The organism is Pseudomonas sp. Marseille-Q5115, from assembly GCF_916618905.1.
Lineage (GTDB): Bacteria > Pseudomonadota > Gammaproteobacteria > Pseudomonadales > Pseudomonadaceae > Aquipseudomonas > Aquipseudomonas japonica_A.
On the sequence record NZ_CAKAKI010000001.1, the window covers coordinates 4,905,607 to 4,921,599 of the forward strand.

13 protein-coding genes are annotated in these 15,993 nt (G+C 62.5%); 11 read left to right on the top strand and 2 right to left on the bottom strand.

Translation table 11 applies throughout. The annotated features are described in order from the left end of the window. Positions 1-59: 59 nt before the first annotated feature. Entirely contained in the window at positions 60-2,279 is a 2,220-nt protein-coding gene (locus tag LG385_RS22550; protein WP_225775985.1) for a primosomal protein N', read from the bottom strand. 170 nt (positions 2,280-2,449) lie between these two features. On the opposite strand from LG385_RS22550, the gene rpmE reads away from it, so the two are divergent. The 3 genes from rpmE to LG385_RS22565 all read left to right on the top strand — a co-directional run bounded on the left by rpmE (position 2,450) and on the right by LG385_RS22565 (position 4,882). Then, on the top strand, positions 2,450-2,671 hold the full coding sequence (gene rpmE, locus LG385_RS22555; protein ID WP_181110897.1) for a 50S ribosomal protein L31: 222 nt from the start codon (positions 2,450-2,452) through the stop codon (positions 2,669-2,671). Between the two features lie 11 nt (positions 2,672-2,682). Further along, positions 2,683-3,525, top strand: a complete 843-nt coding sequence (locus LG385_RS22560; RefSeq protein ID WP_225775986.1) for a thermonuclease family protein — start codon at positions 2,683-2,685, stop codon at positions 3,523-3,525. 88 nt (positions 3,526-3,613) lie between these two features. After that, positions 3,614-4,882: a malic enzyme-like NAD(P)-binding protein gene (locus tag LG385_RS22565; protein ID WP_181110895.1), complete on the top strand. Its 1,269-nt coding sequence runs from the start codon at positions 3,614-3,616 to the stop codon at positions 4,880-4,882. Positions 4,883-5,011: 129 nt separating this feature from the next. Here the strand turns inward: LG385_RS22565 and LG385_RS22570 are convergent, their stop codons facing one another. After that, positions 5,012-7,447 carry a penicillin-binding protein 1A gene (locus tag LG385_RS22570; RefSeq protein ID WP_413247390.1) on the bottom strand — a complete coding sequence of 812 codons (2,436 nt, stop codon included), beginning with the start codon at positions 7,445-7,447 and terminating at the stop codon, positions 5,012-5,014. 182 nt (positions 7,448-7,629) lie between these two features. Between LG385_RS22570 and LG385_RS22575 the strand changes: the two genes are divergently transcribed. Genes LG385_RS22575 through LG385_RS22610 form a run of 8 tightly spaced genes read left to right on the top strand, consistent with a single transcriptional unit; the run spans position 7,630 to position 15,836 of the window. After that, positions 7,630-8,694: a pilus assembly protein PilM gene (locus LG385_RS22575; RefSeq protein ID WP_225775988.1), complete on the top strand. Its 1,065-nt coding sequence runs from the start codon at positions 7,630-7,632 to the stop codon at positions 8,692-8,694. After that, on the top strand, positions 8,694-9,251 hold the full coding sequence (locus LG385_RS22580) for a PilN domain-containing protein (RefSeq protein WP_181110892.1): 558 nt from the start codon (positions 8,694-8,696) through the stop codon (positions 9,249-9,251). Before LG385_RS22575 ends, LG385_RS22580 begins: the two co-directional genes overlap by 1 nt. Further along, positions 9,248-9,871, top strand: coding sequence for a type 4a pilus biogenesis protein PilO (pilO, locus tag LG385_RS22585; RefSeq protein WP_181110891.1), 624 nt, complete (start codon positions 9,248-9,250; stop codon positions 9,869-9,871). The genes LG385_RS22580 and pilO overlap by 4 nt, the downstream gene beginning before the upstream one ends. Further along, complete coding sequence (locus tag LG385_RS22590) at positions 9,868-10,395, top strand: pilus assembly protein PilP (protein ID WP_181110890.1); 528 nt, start codon at positions 9,868-9,870, stop codon at positions 10,393-10,395. The genes pilO and LG385_RS22590 overlap by 4 nt, the downstream gene beginning before the upstream one ends. Before the next feature lie 34 nt (positions 10,396-10,429). Further along, positions 10,430-12,547: a type IV pilus secretin PilQ gene (locus LG385_RS22595; protein ID WP_225775989.1), complete on the top strand. Its 2,118-nt coding sequence runs from the start codon at positions 10,430-10,432 to the stop codon at positions 12,545-12,547. 4 nt (positions 12,548-12,551) lie between these two features. Next, positions 12,552-13,070: a shikimate kinase AroK gene (gene aroK / locus LG385_RS22600; protein WP_181110888.1), complete on the top strand. Its 519-nt coding sequence runs from the start codon at positions 12,552-12,554 to the stop codon at positions 13,068-13,070. A gap of 50 nt (positions 13,071-13,120) precedes the next feature. Beyond that, positions 13,121-14,224, top strand: a complete 1,104-nt coding sequence (gene aroB, locus LG385_RS22605; protein WP_225775990.1) for a 3-dehydroquinate synthase — start codon at positions 13,121-13,123, stop codon at positions 14,222-14,224. Positions 14,225-14,234: 10 nt separating this feature from the next. Continuing rightward, positions 14,235-15,836: an AAA family ATPase gene (locus LG385_RS22610; protein ID WP_225775991.1), complete on the top strand. Its 1,602-nt coding sequence runs from the start codon at positions 14,235-14,237 to the stop codon at positions 15,834-15,836. The last annotated feature ends 157 nt before the right edge of the window (positions 15,837-15,993 follow it).

Below are 15,993 nucleotides of genomic sequence, written 5' to 3' on the forward strand. Positions count from 1 at the left end.
GGGTGGAAAAACGGAGCATTATCCGTTCATGGGGCGGGCTTGCCAACCTTCGCGGCCATTCAATAAAGGTCGATAGGGTCTATATCAAGCGCCCAGCGCACTTGCCGGCCGCCCGGAAGCTGCTCCAGCTGCAACACCCAAAGGCTGAGCAAGCGATGCAGCGGTGCCCGAGCGCTGGCTTGCAGCAACAACTGCGAGCGATAACGCCCGGCGCGCCGCTCCATGGGAGCCGGTACCGGGCCCAGCAGCTCTACGCCGGGCACGTTCAAGGTGTCGCGCAAGCGCTCGGCCTCTACGCACGCCTGCTCAAGGAAGGCCTCAGCCTGCCCGGGTTTGTGCGCTTCGGCGCGTAGCAAGGCCAGGTGGCAAAAGGGCGGAAGCCCGGCGGCGCGGCGCTCGCTCAGGGCCTGGGTGGCAAAGGCGGCGTAGCCCTCCTCGGTAAGCTGTACCAGCAGCGGATGATCGGCCATGTGGCTCTGGATAATGGTGCGCCCCGGTTGCTCCGCCCGGCCCGCGCGGCCCGCTACTTGTACGATCAGCTGAGCCATGCGTTCGGCGGCGCGGAAATCCGCGGAAAACAGGCCGCCATCGGCATCCAGAATGGCCACCAGTGTGACGCGCGGAAAGTGGTGCCCCTTGGCGAGCATCTGGGTGCCTACGAGGATGCACGGCTCGCCGCTTTGAACCTTGCTGTACAGCTGCGCCATTGCCTCCTTGCGCGAGGTGCTGTCGCGGTCTACACGCAGCACTGGCACGTTGGGGAACAGCGTGTTGAGGCGGTCCTCGGCGCGCTCGGTGCCGGCCCCTACGGGGCGCAGGTCTACCGACTGGCACGCCGGGCACTGGCGCGGGCGCGGCGCGGCATGACCACAGTGATGGCAGCGCAGTTCGCCGGAACGCAGGTGGACGGTCATGCGCGCGTCACACAATGGGCATTCGGAGAGCCAGCTACAATCGTGGCACAACAAGGTAGGGGCGAAGCCGCGGCGGTTGAGGAACACCAATACTTGCTGGCCCTGCGCTAGCGTCTGCCCGATGGCCTGTTGCAGCGGAGGGCTCATGCCGCTGTCCAGCGGACGGCTCTTTACATCCAGGCGCAGATACCGCGGCGGCAACGCGCCGCCGGCACGTTGCTCCATGCGCAGCAGCCCGTAGCGGCCGCTGTGTGCATTGTGCAGGCTTTCCAGTGAAGGGGTGGCCGAGCCCAGCAATACCGGGATGTTGTCCTGCCGGGCGCGGACCACGGCCAGGTCGCGTGCGTGATAGCGCAGGCCTTCCTGCTGTTTATAGGAGCTGTCGTGCTCCTCGTCGACGATAATGATGCCGGGGTTGAGCATGGGCGTGAACAGGGCCGAACGGGTGCCGATGATGATATCGGCGTCGCCATCCCTGGCGGCGAGCCAGGCGTCCAGCCGCTCACGATCGTTGACCGCCGAATGCACCAGTGCGATCCGGGCATTGAAACGTTGTTCGAAGCGCTGCAGCGTTTGGGGCCCCAGGTTGATTTCAGGGATCAACACCAGTGCCTGCTTGCCGGCCCGCAGCGTTTCATGGATCAGCTGCAGGTAAACCTCGGTTTTGCCGCTGCCGGTTACACCAGCGAGCAAGAAAGCATGGAAATGCCCGAACCCCGCTTTCACCGCTTCGAAGGCGCTGCGTTGTTCGGGGTTCAGCGGTAGCTCCGGCTGGGCCAGCCAGTGCGCCTGGCGCCGGGCAGGCGCGTGGCTGCGTACTTCCACCTGAGCCAGCCCCTTGGCCAGCAGTGCGTCTAGCGCGTCCTTGGCCAGCCCCAGGCGGGGCAACAGGGAGTGAGCGACACCGTGGGGATGTTGCGCCAGCACGGTGAACGCGTCGCGCTGCCGTGGTGCCCGGCCCATTCGGGGGTCATCGCTGCGGGCTGCGGGGGTTACGCTCCAGAAACGCTCCTGCCGGGCCTCGGCAGGCTCGCCCTGGCGCAGCAGGCTCGGCAAGGCCCAGGCCAGGGTGTCCCCCAGGCTGTGCTGGTAATACTGAGCGGTCCACAGGCACAGGTTGAACATCCCGGGCGGTATAGGGGTGGTTTCGTCCAGCAGTGTGATGGCGGCCTTGAGCTTGTCCCGGGGTACATCGGTGCGGTCGCTCACTTCTACCAGAACGCCGATCATCTCGCGCCGGCCAAAGGGCACGCGCAGGCGCATGCCAGGCTGCAGGGCGGTCACGCGCAGGTTCGCCGGCGCCCGGTAATCGAACAGGCGGCGCAGCGGCGAAGGCAGGGCAAGGCGCAGGATGACGTCGGGCACGGAAGTTTCCACGGCGAATAGCGAGCAAGCGCGCAAGCCTACCACCTCGAAGTGACCATCGGTATCCGCTGCGCTTGCGTCACCGCGCGGCTCTGTTAATATGCCGCCCCCAGTACGTGCGGTATCCGGCAATGGTGCCGGGTGGCGGCGCGACAACAGAGGAATTACCCATGAAGCCTGAAATCCATCCGAAATACGAAGCTATCGAAGCTACCTGCAGCTGCGGTAACGTCATCCACACCCGTTCCACCTTGGCCAAGCCGCTGAGCCTGGACGTGTGCAACGAGTGCCACCCGTTCTACACCGGCAAGCAGAAAATGCTGGATACCGGCGGCCGTGTCGATCGCTTCAAGCAGCGCTTCGGCGTGTTCGGCGCCGCGAAAACCAACTAAGGTTCTTCGCGTTGGAAAGCCGTTTCGGCTTGTCCAGGCTGATCGAAAAGGCGTCCCTCGTGGGCGCCTTTTTATTGCCTGCGTTTTTGCCTCTGCCCGCATGGGCCGATTGCCCGGCGCCACCCGCCACGCCCTTGGCGAAGGTGGTGAACGTCGTGGATGGAGATACCCTGCGGCTCGTGGATGGCCGAAGCGTTCGCCTCATCGGCCTCAATACGCCCGAGCTCGCGGGCAAGGGACGCACCGACGAGCCCGGTGCGGTTGTGGCGCGTCGCCGGTTGCAAGCGCTGGTGGATCAGGCAGGTGGGGCGGTCGCCGTGGTGCCCGGCCGTCAGCCGCGCGATCACTACGGGCGCACGTTGGCGCATGTATACACCCCTGACGGGCGCAGTCTGGAAGCCCGCCTGCTCGAAGAAGGCCTGGGCTACCAGGTAGTGGTATTGCCCAATGACGCCTTGAGCGACTGCCATGCACGTGCCGAGCAACGCGCGCGGCAGGCCGGGATCGGCGTATGGCGGGCCTTTTCGCCACGCCCGGCGGCGTCCGTCGACCGCGGTGGGTTCGCTGTAGTCGCTGGCACAGTGCTGTCTGTCCAGCGCAACCGGGGCGGCGTGTGGATGAACCTCGATGGCGGGTTGGTCTTGCATGTCGCAAAGGCCAATGAGGAGTCGTTCGACCTGGGTGCGCTACAGGCAATGCGCGGCCAACCTGTGGAGGCACGAGGCTGGGTTACCGATCGAGGCCGCCGGTCGGGCGAAGCGGCTAACCGCGCTCGCTGGGTATTGCGGTTGACGGCTCCGGCGATGCTTCAAGCGCTGTCTTCTGCACCGAAAGTCGTAGGCGTGAACCCTTGACAGGGGTGACTGGGTAGTCTTGTCGCGACTTTCCTTTGTGCGTATCCTCGGCGATCCGAAAAGTTCAACAGTCAAGCGGAACGCCAACATGTCAGACCTGAAAACTGCCGCTCTCGAATACCATGCCCACCCCCGCCCCGGGAAACTGAGCGTCGAACTCACCAAGGCGACCGCCACCGCGCGCGACCTGTCGCTGGCCTACAGCCCAGGCGTCGCTGAGCCTGTACGTGAAATCGCCCGCGACCCGGAGCTCGCCTACAAGTACACCGGCAAGGGCAACCTGGTAGCAGTGATCTCTGACGGTACCGCCATTCTCGGCCTGGGTAACCTGGGGCCTCTGGCCTCCAAGCCGGTGATGGAAGGCAAGGGCGTTCTGTTCAAGCGCTTCGCTGGTGTGGACGTGTTCGACATCGAAGTGGACGCTGAAAGCCCGCAAGCCTTCATCGACACCGTCAAGCGTATCTCCATCACCTTCGGCGGCATCAACCTTGAAGACATCAAGGCGCCCGAGTGCTTCGAGATCGAGCGTGCACTGATCGAACAGTGCGACATTCCGGTATTCCATGATGACCAGCACGGCACCGCGATCGTGACCGCCGCTGGCATGCTGAACGCGCTGGAAATCGCCGGCAAGCAGCTCGAAGCCGCGAAAATCGTGTGCCTGGGCGCTGGCGCCGCCGCTATCTCCTGCATGAAGCTCCTGGTGAGCATGGGCGCCAAGGTCGAAAACATCTTCATGATCGACCGCGTGGGTGTGATCCATGCTGGCCGTGATGACCTGAACCAGTACAAGGCTGTGTTCGCCCACGAAACCGACAAGCGCACCCTGGCCGATGCCCTGGACGGTGCCGACGTATTCGTCGGGTTGTCCGGCCCGAACCTGCTCAGCCCTGAGGGCCTGAAGAGCATGGCGCCAAACCCGATCGTGTTCGCGTGCTCCAACCCAGATCCGGAGATTTCCCCGGAACTGGCCCACGCTACCCGCGACGACGTGATCATGGCCACTGGCCGTTCGGACTACCCGAACCAGGTAAACAATGTGCTGGGCTTCCCGTTCATCTTCCGTGGTGCACTGGACGTCCGCGCCAAGCGTATCAACGAGGAAATGAAGATCGCCGCTGCCTACGCCCTGCGCGACCTGGCCAAGCTGCCGGTGCCTCAGGACGTGTGCGATGCCTACAACGTTCCAAGCCTGAGCTTCGGCCGTGAGTACATCATTCCCAAGCCTCTGGACGTACGCTTAATCGACGTGGTGTCCGATGCCGTGGCCAAGGCCGCCATCGAAAGCGGCGTGGCTACCCTGCCGTACCCCTCGAACTACCCGCTCAAGAGCGTGGACGACGTGTTCAAGGGCTGAGCCCCGCGGTAACAAAAAACCGGCCTTGATGGCCGGTTTTTTATAGTCACGAATCCAGTGCTGAACCCTTGCAGGAGGGGGCGCAAGCACCCGAATTCAGCCTGATAAAGCTACGCGCCCGCCCAAGCGTCAGAACAGGTCCATCGGCGCTGCTTCGTCCGCTGGCAGCGGGCTGCCAGGGGCTGTGCCGTTGCCGATTTCATTGACCGACGGCGGCGTGTCTTCGCTCTTGAACAGCTCGAAGTACGCGTTCGGCGTGGAAGGCGTTGCCGCGCGGCCGCTGACGGGGTCTACCCTCAGGCTTACGATCCCTTCAGGTTCCGGCTGGGTGTGTGGAGGCTTGTCCTTGAGTGCCGCGCCCATGTATTGCATCCAGATCGGCAGCGAAACAGTGCCCCCGAACTCCTTGTGGCCAAGCGTTTCGGGTTGGTCGAAGCCCGTCCATACGGTGGTCATGTAGTCGGCGTTGTACCCCGAGAACCAGGCGTCCTTGGAATCGTTGGTGGTACCGGTCTTGCCGGCGATATCCGGGCGGTTCAACGCCAGGGCCCGTCGGCCGGTGCCTTTCTTGATCACGTCCTGCAGCATGCTGGTCAGGATATAGGTCGTGCGCCCGTCGATGATCCTTGGGGCGAATGCCGGTGCAGCGGCCGCGGGAGGCGTGGTTGCGCCTTGTACATCGTTGCCGGTCGCCGTGGTCACCGGTTCGGCGGGTGGCGCGCTGGCCTCCTGCTCGTCGGTAGGCACTACAGGCGGAGCAGCAGTGAACAGCACGTCGCCGTTACGGCTTTCGATCTTCTGGATAAGGTACGGCGTTACCTTGAAGCCACCATTGGCAAAGGCGCTCCAGCCCGTGGCGATTTCCATCGGCGTGAGCGTGGCGGTACCCAAGGCCAGCGACAGGTTGCGAGGGAGATCCTGGCGATTGAAGCCGAAGCGGGTGATGTAGTCGATGGTATGGTCCACGCCCAGGCTTTGCAGCACGCGGATAGACACCAGGTTGCGCGACTTGTACAGCGCTTCGCGCAGGCGAATCGGCCCGAGGAAGGTGTTGGTGTCGTTCTTTGGCCGCCAAACCTTGTCCACCGCCTCGTCCACGAACACGATCGGCGCGTCGTTCACCAGGCTGGCTGGGGTGTAGCCGTTGTCCAGCGCTGCGCTATAGATGAATGGCTTGAAGCTCGAACCCGGTTGCCGCTTGGCCTGCATGGCGCGGTTGTAGTTGCTTTGCTCGAAGGCAAAGCCCCCCACCAGTGCCTTGATTGCGCCGTCATGCGGGTCGAGAGAGACCAGTGCGCTCTGTGCCGTGGGTACCTGGCTGAATTTCAGGCTGCCATCCGGCAGGCGCTGTACGCGGATCAGGTCACCGATCTGCGCCACGTCCGCCGGCTGGCTGGGCGCGCGGCCCTGGCTGTTGGTGTTGATGAACGGCCGCGCCCATTTCATGGTTTCCCAGGCGACATGCTCTTCCTTGTCGTCCCGGTTCAGTACGGTAAGGCCGGCCTTGTCCACGTGGGTAACGATCACAGGCTCCAGCGTATTGAGCGTGCGCTGGCGCGCCAGCTCGGCCAGCCAGGCTTCGCGGGTCTTGCCTGGAAGCCGCGATTCAGGCCCACGGTAACCATGCCGCTGGTCATAGGTAGCCAGCCCGTCCAGCACGGCCTTGTTGGCAATTTCCTGAAGGGTGCTTGGCACCGTCGTGGTTACACGGAAGCCTTCGGTATAGGCGTCGCTGCCATAGCGGCCGACCATTTCGGCCCGTGCCATCTCGGCGATATAGGGGGCGTTCACTTCCGGCGTGGGCACGTGATAACTGGCGTTGATCGGTTCAGCCAGTGCTGCCTGGTAGCTGGCTTCGTCGATCTTGCCCAGCTTGTACATCCGCCCGAGGATCCAGTCACGCCGCTCCTTCGCCCGCGCGGCGTTAGCCAGCGGATTGAAGCGCGACGGGGCCTTGGGCAGGCCGGCGATCATCGCCATCTGCGCCAGGCTGCAGTCGCGGATGGACTTGCCGTAGTACACCTGCGCCGCCGCTTCGATGCCGTACGCGCGGTTGCCCAGGTAAATCTTGTTTACATAGAGCTCGAGGATCTCGTCCTTGGTCAGCTGACGCTCGATCTGCAACGCCAGGAGAATCTCGTTCGTCTTGCGCGAGAAACTGCGCTCGCTGCTCAGGAAGTAGTTCTTGGCCACCTGCATGGTGATCGTACTGCCGCCGGTCTGGATGTGCCCGCTACGTAGCAGCTGGCTGGCGGCGCGCACCAGGCTGGAAGGGTCTACCCCATAGTGGTTTTCGAAGTTGTCATCTTCGGCCGAAAGCAGCGCCTGGATGAAGTGAGGCGGGATGTCAGAAAACCGGATCGGCGAGCGGCGCATTTCGCCGAATTCTGCTATCAATTTGCCGTCGCTGCTGTATACCCGTAAGGGAATTTGCAACTGAACGCTTTTGAGAGCCTCCACAGAGGGCAGGCCGGGGCTAAGATACAGGTAGGCGCCGCTCAGCCCGAGCAGAAGCCCGCAGACCACAGCGAGGATGGACCAGCAGAAAAACTTGAGCAGGCGGATCAAGGCTTTCGGATTTCCAGTAAGAATAAGGGCTTGGCCGTACGGCGGGCCAAGGCAGAAAAAGCGCTCGGCATTATAAGCATTTTGTTGTGGAGCGTCATTTGCGCTTCTGTCAAGACTGCTATTAAATGCCGTTTACCATAAACGGTCCGTAAGTCTCGGATAGTGCTAGGGAATCAGTAGTGCTAGGACTCTTCAGCAAGAAAGCGAACTCGCTTCTGGGGATCGACATCAGCTCTACCTCGGTCAAGCTGCTGGAGCTTAGCCGCGTCGGCGACCGCTTCAAGGTAGAGTCGTATGCCGTCGAGCCATTGCCTGCCAACGCCGTGGTCGAGAAGAACATCGCCGAGCTCGAAGGCGTCGGCAATGCCTTGCTTCGCGTGGTGACCAAGGCGCGTACCGCTACCCGCGGAGTCGCCCTGGCCGTTTCCGGTTCCGCGGTCATCACCAAGTCCATCGAGATGGACGCGGGCATGACCGACGACGAGATGGAAAACCAGCTCAAGCTCGAAGCCGACCAATACATCCCTTATCCGCTGGAAGAAGTCGCTATCGACTTCGAAGTGCAGGGCCCCTCGGCGCGCAACCCCGAGCGGGTAGAAGTGCTTCTCGCCGCGTGCCGCAAGGAAAACGTCGAGGTACGCGAGGCCGCGCTCGCGGTGGCAGGCCTGAATGCCCGTGTGGTGGATGTCGAAGCCTATGCCCTGGAGCGCGCGTTCGGGCTGCTGTCCCCGCAGCTGCGCAATGGCGACCAGCCACTTACCGTGGCGGTGGTGGACGTGGGCGCGACCATGACCACCCTGAGCGTTATCCACAATGGGCGGATCATCTACACCCGCGAACAGTTGTTCGGTGGCCGCCAGCTCACCGAGGAAATTCAGCGTCGTTACGGGTTGAGCGTCGAGGAAGCGGGCCTTGCCAAGAAGCAGGGCGGCTTGCCGGACGACTACGTCGCCGAAGTGCTGCAGCCGTTTCGCGAGGCGGTGGTTCAGCAGGTATCGCGCTCGTTACAGTTCTTTTTTGCAGCGGGGCAGTTCAATCAGGTTGACTATATCGTGCTTGCCGGCGGCACGGCCTCCCTGGCAGGCCTGGATCAACTGATCCAGCAACGGATCGGCACGCCTACGCTGGTCGCCAACCCCTTCGCGGACATGGCGCTCAACAGCAAGGTGAATGCCGGCGCGCTGGCCAGCGATGCCCCCGCGCTGATGATCGCTTGCGGGCTGGCGCTCAGGAGCTTCGACTGATGGCACGCATCAACCTGTTGCCCTGGCGCGACCAGCAGCGCGAGGAGCGCAAGAAGCATTTCCTGATCCTGCTGGCGGCGGTGGTAGTGTTCTGCGGTGGGGTGATCTTTCTGGCAGACCAGTTCATCAAGGGCCAGATCGAGCGCCAGACAGCCCGCAATACTTACCTGCAAACCCAGAATGCCAATCTCGACCAGCGGATCAAAGCCATCAGCGACTTGAAAGCCCGGCGCAAGCAACTGCTTGCCCGGATGCGCATCATCCAGGACCTGCAAGGCAACCGACCGATCATCGGGCGGATTTTCGATCAGCTGGTACGCACTCTTCCCGATGGTGTGTATTTCTCTGACGTGAAGATGACCGGCAAGCAGATCGACATCGCTGGCGCGGCTGAATCCAACAATCGGGTATCGGACCTGATGCGCAACCTGGACGCCTCGCCCTGGCTTGAAGCGCCCACCTTGACCGAAGTAAAGGCCAAGACCGATGCCGAGACCAACCTGTTCCAGCTGTCCGTACGGCAAACCGCGCCTACGGTGGAGGAGGATGACAAATGAACATGGCAGGGTGGCTTGAAAGCCTGCGCAAGGTCGAGCTGAGCGAGCTCGATATCAACAACGTTGGCTCGTGGCCAGCGCCGGTGAAAGGCATTGCCGCTGTGTTGCTCGGGCTGCTTTTGCTGGGGCTGGGCTATTACTTTCATATCCAGGACCTGGAAGCAGACCTCGACACCCAGGTGGTGCAGGAACAGGCCCTGAGGGATCAGTACACGGCCAAGGCCTTCCAGGCGGCGAACCTGGAAGCCTACACCGCCCAGATGAAGGAAATGGAAACCTCCTTCGGCGCGATGCTCCGCCAGCTGCCCAGTGATACCGAAGTGCCCGGCCTGCTTGAGGACATAACCCGCGCTGGTTTGGGTGCCGGGCTCGAGTTCGAGGAAATCAAACTCTTGCCTGAAACGGCCCAGCAGTTCTATATCGAGCTGCCTATCCAGATCACCGTGACGGGCAACTACCATGACCTTGCCACCTTCGTCAGCGGCGTGGCCAGCCTGCCACGGATCGTTACCCTGCACGACTTCGACGTAAAGCCGGCTAGCGAAGACAACGCGTCCCAGCTGCGGATGCAGATCCTCGCCAAGACCTACCGGTATAACGACAAGGGGCTGACGCAATGAGGGCGTGGGTCAATGCAGGGATGCTTTTTGTAGTACTGGCGCTCTCCGGGTGCGGCGGTTCGGACGATTTTTCCGATATCGACGCCTTTCTCAAGGAGGTCAACGAAAAGCCCAAGGGAACAATCGAACCGATTCCCCGTTTTCAGGCATATCAGGCGTTCACGTACCAGGCGTCCGACATGCGCAGCCCGTTCCAGCCGCCCATTCGGGTGGAGCAGGCGAACCGGCAAAAAGGGTCTCGCGACATACACCCGGATCCGAACCGGGTGAAGCAGTTCCTCGAAGGCTTCAATATCGAAGACTTCGAAATGGTCGGCACCCTCGCCAACGGTTCGGGGAAATTTGCCCTCATGAAAGGCGGGGGCGGGGTGCATCGGGTGAAGGTAGGCGACTACATTGGCGAGAACGACGGAAAGATCGTTGCCATCAGCGACACAGAAGTCGATGTCGTGGAACTCGTTCCGGACGGCGAAGGCGGATGGCTGGAACGGCCACGCGCCATTCTGCTCAAGGAACCGTCCTGACGGGTTGGTCAAGCATGCTCAGTGGAACCATACAATGAACAGGATTTTCTCCGCCCTTGGCGTCGCGCTGGTCGCGTTGCTGGCGTCACCAGCCCTGCTGGCGGCCACCCTCAAGACCCTCGACGTGGCTGCGTTGCCCGGCGACCGTATCGAACTGAAGCTGTCGTTCGACAGCCCGGTTACCGCGCCGCGCGGCTATACAACCGAAGATCCGGCCCGCATCGCACTGGATTTCCCAGGGGTGGTTACCGCCGTCGCCACGCGAAGCCGTGACCTGGGTGTGGGGAATGCGCGCACCCTGGCCCTGATCGAAGCGAAGGACCGTACGCGGCTGATCGTCAACCTCGCTACCCTCGTGCCCTACAGCACCCGGGTAGAAGGCAATAATGTATTTGTGCTGATCGGCCAGGGCGCCAATGCGGTTCAGTCTTCCGCGCCCGCCGCAGGAGGCGCTGTGGCTTCGGCTCCTGCCGCTCCGGCCAATCGGGCCGCGCCGGCCGTTGCCACGCCCAGGCCCGCCGTATCTGCCCCTGCGGGCAGGGCCATCCGTAGCGTGGACTTCCAGCGGGGCCCGCTAGGTGAAGGCAATGTGGTTATCGACCTGAGCGACCCGACCATCAGCCCCGACGTAAAGGAGCAGGGCGGCCAGATCATCGTCAGCTTCGCCAGAACCGCGCTTCCCGATCCGCTGCGCTTGCGGCTGGATGTGAAAGACTTCGCCACGCCGGTGCAGTTCGTGAGCTCGACCGTTGCCGGTGACAACGCCACGGTGACCATCGAACCCTCGGGCGCTTTCGACTACTCCGCCTACCAGACCGAGAACAAGCTCACGCTGAGTGTGCGGCCGCTCACCAACGAAGACCTGCAGCGCCGCAACGCCGACCGCAACGTGTACACCGGTGAGAAGCTGTCGCTGAATTTCCAGGACATCGATGTACGGTCGGTGCTGCAGTTGATCGCCGACTTCACCAACCTCAACCTGGTTGCCAGTGACACCGTACAGGGTGGTATTACCCTGCGCCTGCAGAATGTACCGTGGGACCAGGCGCTGGATCTGGTGCTCAAGACCAAGGGCCTGGACAAGCGCAAGGTTGGCAACGTATTGCTCGTGGCACCTGCTGATGAGATCGCCGCGCGCGAACGGCAAGAACTCGAGTCCCAGAAACAGCTTCAGGAGCTGGCGCCACTGCGTCGCGACCTGATCCAGGTGAATTACGCCAAGGCCGCCGACATCGCCAAGCTGTTCCAGTCCGTTACCGGCTCGAAAGATAACGCCGATGCGCGCGGCTCCATTACCGTGGATGACCGCACCAACAGCATCATTGCCTACCAGACCCAGGACAGCCTGGACGAGCTGCGGCGCATCGTTGCCCAGCTGGACATCCCGGTGCGCCAGGTGATGATCGAGGCGCGTATCGTCGAAGCCAACGTGGGTTACGACAAGGCCTTGGGCGTGCGTTGGGGTGGTACCTCCACGGGCCATGGCAACACCACGGTGTACGGCCTGGACGACAACGGAGACGAAGCCGGTAATACCGGTAGCGATGTAGGCACCAATACGCCCTTTGTGGACATGGGTGTCGCCGATGCAACCTCCGGTATTGGCCTGGGCTTTGTGACCAATAACACCTTGATCGACCTGGAACTCAGCGCCATGGAAAGCACAGGTAATGGCGAGGTGGTCTCCCAGCCCAAGGTGGTAACGTCCGATAAAGAAACCGCCAAGATCCTCAAGGGCCAGGAAATTCCGTATCAGGAATCCAGCTCCAGCGGTGCCACCACGGTCTCCTTCAAGGAGGCGTCGCTGTCCCTCGAGGTTACGCCGCAGATCACGCCAGACAACCGCATCATCATGGAAGTGAAGGTGACCAAGGATGCCCCCGACTACCTCAACGAGGTACTGGGGGTGCCGCCGATCGACAAGAACGAGGTGAACGCCAAGGTACTGGTCAATGACGGGGAAACCATCGTTATCGGTGGTGTGTTCTCCAACAACCAGACCAAAACGACGGACAAGGTGCCATTTCTCGGCGATGTACCGTATGTTGGGCGCCTATTCCGCCGGGACGTGGTCTCGGAATCCAAATCCGAACTGCTGGTGTTCCTGACTCCCCGTATCATGAACAATCAGGCGATTGCTGTGAGTCATTGATTCTGTGCGAAATCTGATACTCGTTGGGCCGATGGGCGCGGGCAAAAGCACCATCGGCCGCTTGCTTGCCAAAGAGTTGCGTCTTCCCTTCCGGGACTCGGACAAGGAAATCGAAACACGCTGTGGCGCGAACATTCCCTGGATCTTCGATCAGGAAGGCGAAGCGGGCTTTCGTGAACGCGAACATGCCATGCTGGCCGAGCTTTGCGCCTACGACGGCGTGGTGCTGGCCACCGGAGGCGGTGCAGTGATGCGCGATGCCAATCGCGAAATCCTGCGGGCCGGAGGCCGGGTGGTGTATCTTCATGCGTCGGTGGAACAGCAGGTTGGGCGCACCGCACGGGACCGCAACCGGCCGTTGCTACGTACCGCCAACCCCGAGGCTACCCTGCGCGCCCTGCTGGCGCTGCGCGATCCGTTGTACCGGGAAATCGCCGACCTGGTTGTGGAAACGGATGAGCGCCCTCCACGGATGGTAGTGCTCGATATCCTCGAACGCCTGCGGCACCTCGCTCCACGGTGACGCGGCGGCAAACCTGACCAACGGCCCTTGGGGCCCGGATCCGCTTGACTATGCACACACTCAAGGTCGAATTGGCCGAACGTACCTACCCGATTCACATCGGTGAGAACCTGCTTGGCAATCCCGAGCTGTTGCAGCCGTACCTGGCAGGCCGTCAGGTAGCCGTGGTCACCAACGAAACCGTGGGGCCGCTGTACCTGGAGCAGCTGAGCAAGGCTCTTGAGGGGCGCTCCGTGCTCCCGGTGGTGCTGCCTGATGGTGAAGCCTATAAAAACTGGGAAACCCTGCAGACCATCTTCGACGCACTGCTGGGTGCCCGCCATGACCGACGCACCACGGTGATTGCCTTGGGTGGCGGCGTGGTAGGGGACATGGCCGGCTTTGCCGCCGCCTGTTATCAGCGGGGTGTGGACTTCATCCAAGTGCCGACCACGCTGCTGTCCCAGGTCGATTCCTCTGTGGGCGGCAAGACCGGGATCAACCACCCGCTGGGCAAGAACATGATCGGGGCGTTCTATCAGCCCAAGGCTGTGCTGATCGACACCGCCACCCTGCGCTCGCTGCCCGCTCGCGAGCTTTCCGCGGGGCTTGCGGAGGTGATCAAGTATGGGCTGATCCATGATGAGCCGTTCCTCAGCTGGCTCGAGGAGCACATGAGCGCCTTGGTGGCGGTCGATCAGGCTGCGCTGACAGAGGCGATCAGCCGCTCTTGCGCGGCCAAGGCGCTGGTAGTGAATGCGGATGAACGGGAAGCAGGCGTACGCGCCACGTTGAACCTGGGCCATACCTTCGGCCACGCCATCGAGACCCAGATGGGGTATGGTGTGTGGCTACACGGCGAGGCGGTGGCCGCAGGTACCGCCATGGCGCTGGAAATGTCCATGCGCCTGGGCTGGATCGATCAGGCCGCGCGCGACCGCGGTATCCGTCTGTTGCTTCGTGCCGGGTTACCGGTAGTGCCGCCGGCCGAAATGAGCGCGGACGATTTTCTTCGGCACATGGCCGTGGACAAGAAAGTGGTCGATGGTCGCATGCGCCTGGTGCTATTGCGCCAGCTGGGCGAAGCGGTGGTTACCGACGACTACGCACCCGAGATACTACAGGCCACGCTGACAGCGGATTACCGCGCTATCGTGGATCAGCTTCGAGGTTAACGAGAGTTCGATGACAAGTTTGCATGCCGATGAGGCCTTCCTCGGCCACTATCAACTGGAACACGATCCCTTCGCTGCTCGGGTGCCGGGATTCAAGTTCTTCCCTGCCCAGCGCAAGCCGGTACTGGGCCAACTGCATCACCTTGCGCGTTACAGCCAATTGATGCTCGTGGTTACAGGGCCCCATGGCAGTGGCAAGACCTTGCTGCGCCAGGCCCTGGTAGCCAGCACCAACAAGCAATCGGTGGTAAGCGTGGTGGTGTCCGCACGGGGCGCCGGCGATGCGGCCGGCGTGCTGGGCCAGATTGCCCAAGGCGTAGGTTGCGCCGAGGCCGGTATCGATGCGCTTCTGCACCGGGTGGTTCAGCTCGGGCTCACCGGGCAGGAAGTGTACCTGCTGGTGGACGATGCGGAACAACTTGACGAATCGGGGCTCGAAGCCCTGCTGGAATTGGCAGGCGGCGTGCCCGAAGGGCGGCCGCATGTGTTCCTCTTCGGTGAGCCTTCACTGGTATCGCTGCTGGAACAACAGGAAAGCGGGCCCGAGCGCTATCACATCATCGAGCTGCAGCCCTACACACTTGAAGAAACACGCGAATATCTGGCGCAGCGCCTGGAAGGCGCCGGCAAAGGTATCGCATTGTTCAGCAACGAGCAGATCGCGGACATTCACGAGTCATCCGGCGGCTGGCCTGGGCCTATCAACCAGGTTGCACGGGACTCGATGATCGAGGCAATGATCGCCAGTCGCTCCGCGGGTAAGCGACCATCCATAGGACTTAAAATGCCTAAGAAATACCTGTTGGCCCTCTCCGCCGTGGTAGTGATCATTGTCGCTGCCGCTGGCCTGCTGTCGGGCCACAACAAGGCGCCAGCTCCGGCGGGCGAGCAAGCGCAACTCCCCTTGGGCGAGGGGCAGCCTGGGGGCGCCCAGCCGAACCAGGACGGTAATCCCGCCATCGAGTTCGCCGGTAACTCCAAGCCGTTGCCCCTCAACGGCCAGCCTGTGATGCGTGAACCCCTGGCTTCCGCCGCGGGCGCCGAGGATGACGACGGCGCGCCTGCCGTCGACGGTAGCGCAAGCAACCAACCGCCGATGGTCACCACCAGCGCACCACCTGTGGGTGTACCGGCCGGCCCTGCGACCACTCCAGTTCCAGTGCCTTCCACTCCGGCGCCGCAGCCGGTTGAGCCGATCGCCACCAGCAAGCCTGCCCCCGCGACCAAGCCAGCGCCAGCGCCTGCGCAGCAGTTGGCCATGGCCAAACCCGCGCCGGTCAAGCCCGTTGAAAAACCAGCGGACAAACCTACCGCCAAGGCGTTGGGCTCCAGCTGGTATACCGCTCAATCCCCGGGCAGCTATGTGGTGCAAATCTTCGGCACCAGCTCGGAGAGCGCGGCGCAGTCCTATGTACGCGAGCAGGGCGGCGAGTACCGCTACTTCAAGAAAACGCTGCAGGGCAAGCCTCTATACGTAGTCACTTACGGTAGCTTTGCAAACCGTGCCGCAGCGGTTGCCGCCATCAAGAACTTGCCAGCGAAGGTCCAGGCTGGTAAACCATGGCCTAGAACTGTCGCAAGCGTCCAACAAGAGCTCGCCTCAGCCCACTGATGGCCCGGTGGCGTATCCTCGCCACCGCCTGACGTCCCCCGAGTCATCGCATAGCCCGCTGCGTATCACGCCGCGGGCTTTTGTGCCCTCCCAAAGTGCCCGCAGGCCACAAGCCCCCACCGCGCGCCAATAATTCATTGACTCAGGCAGCCCCGCT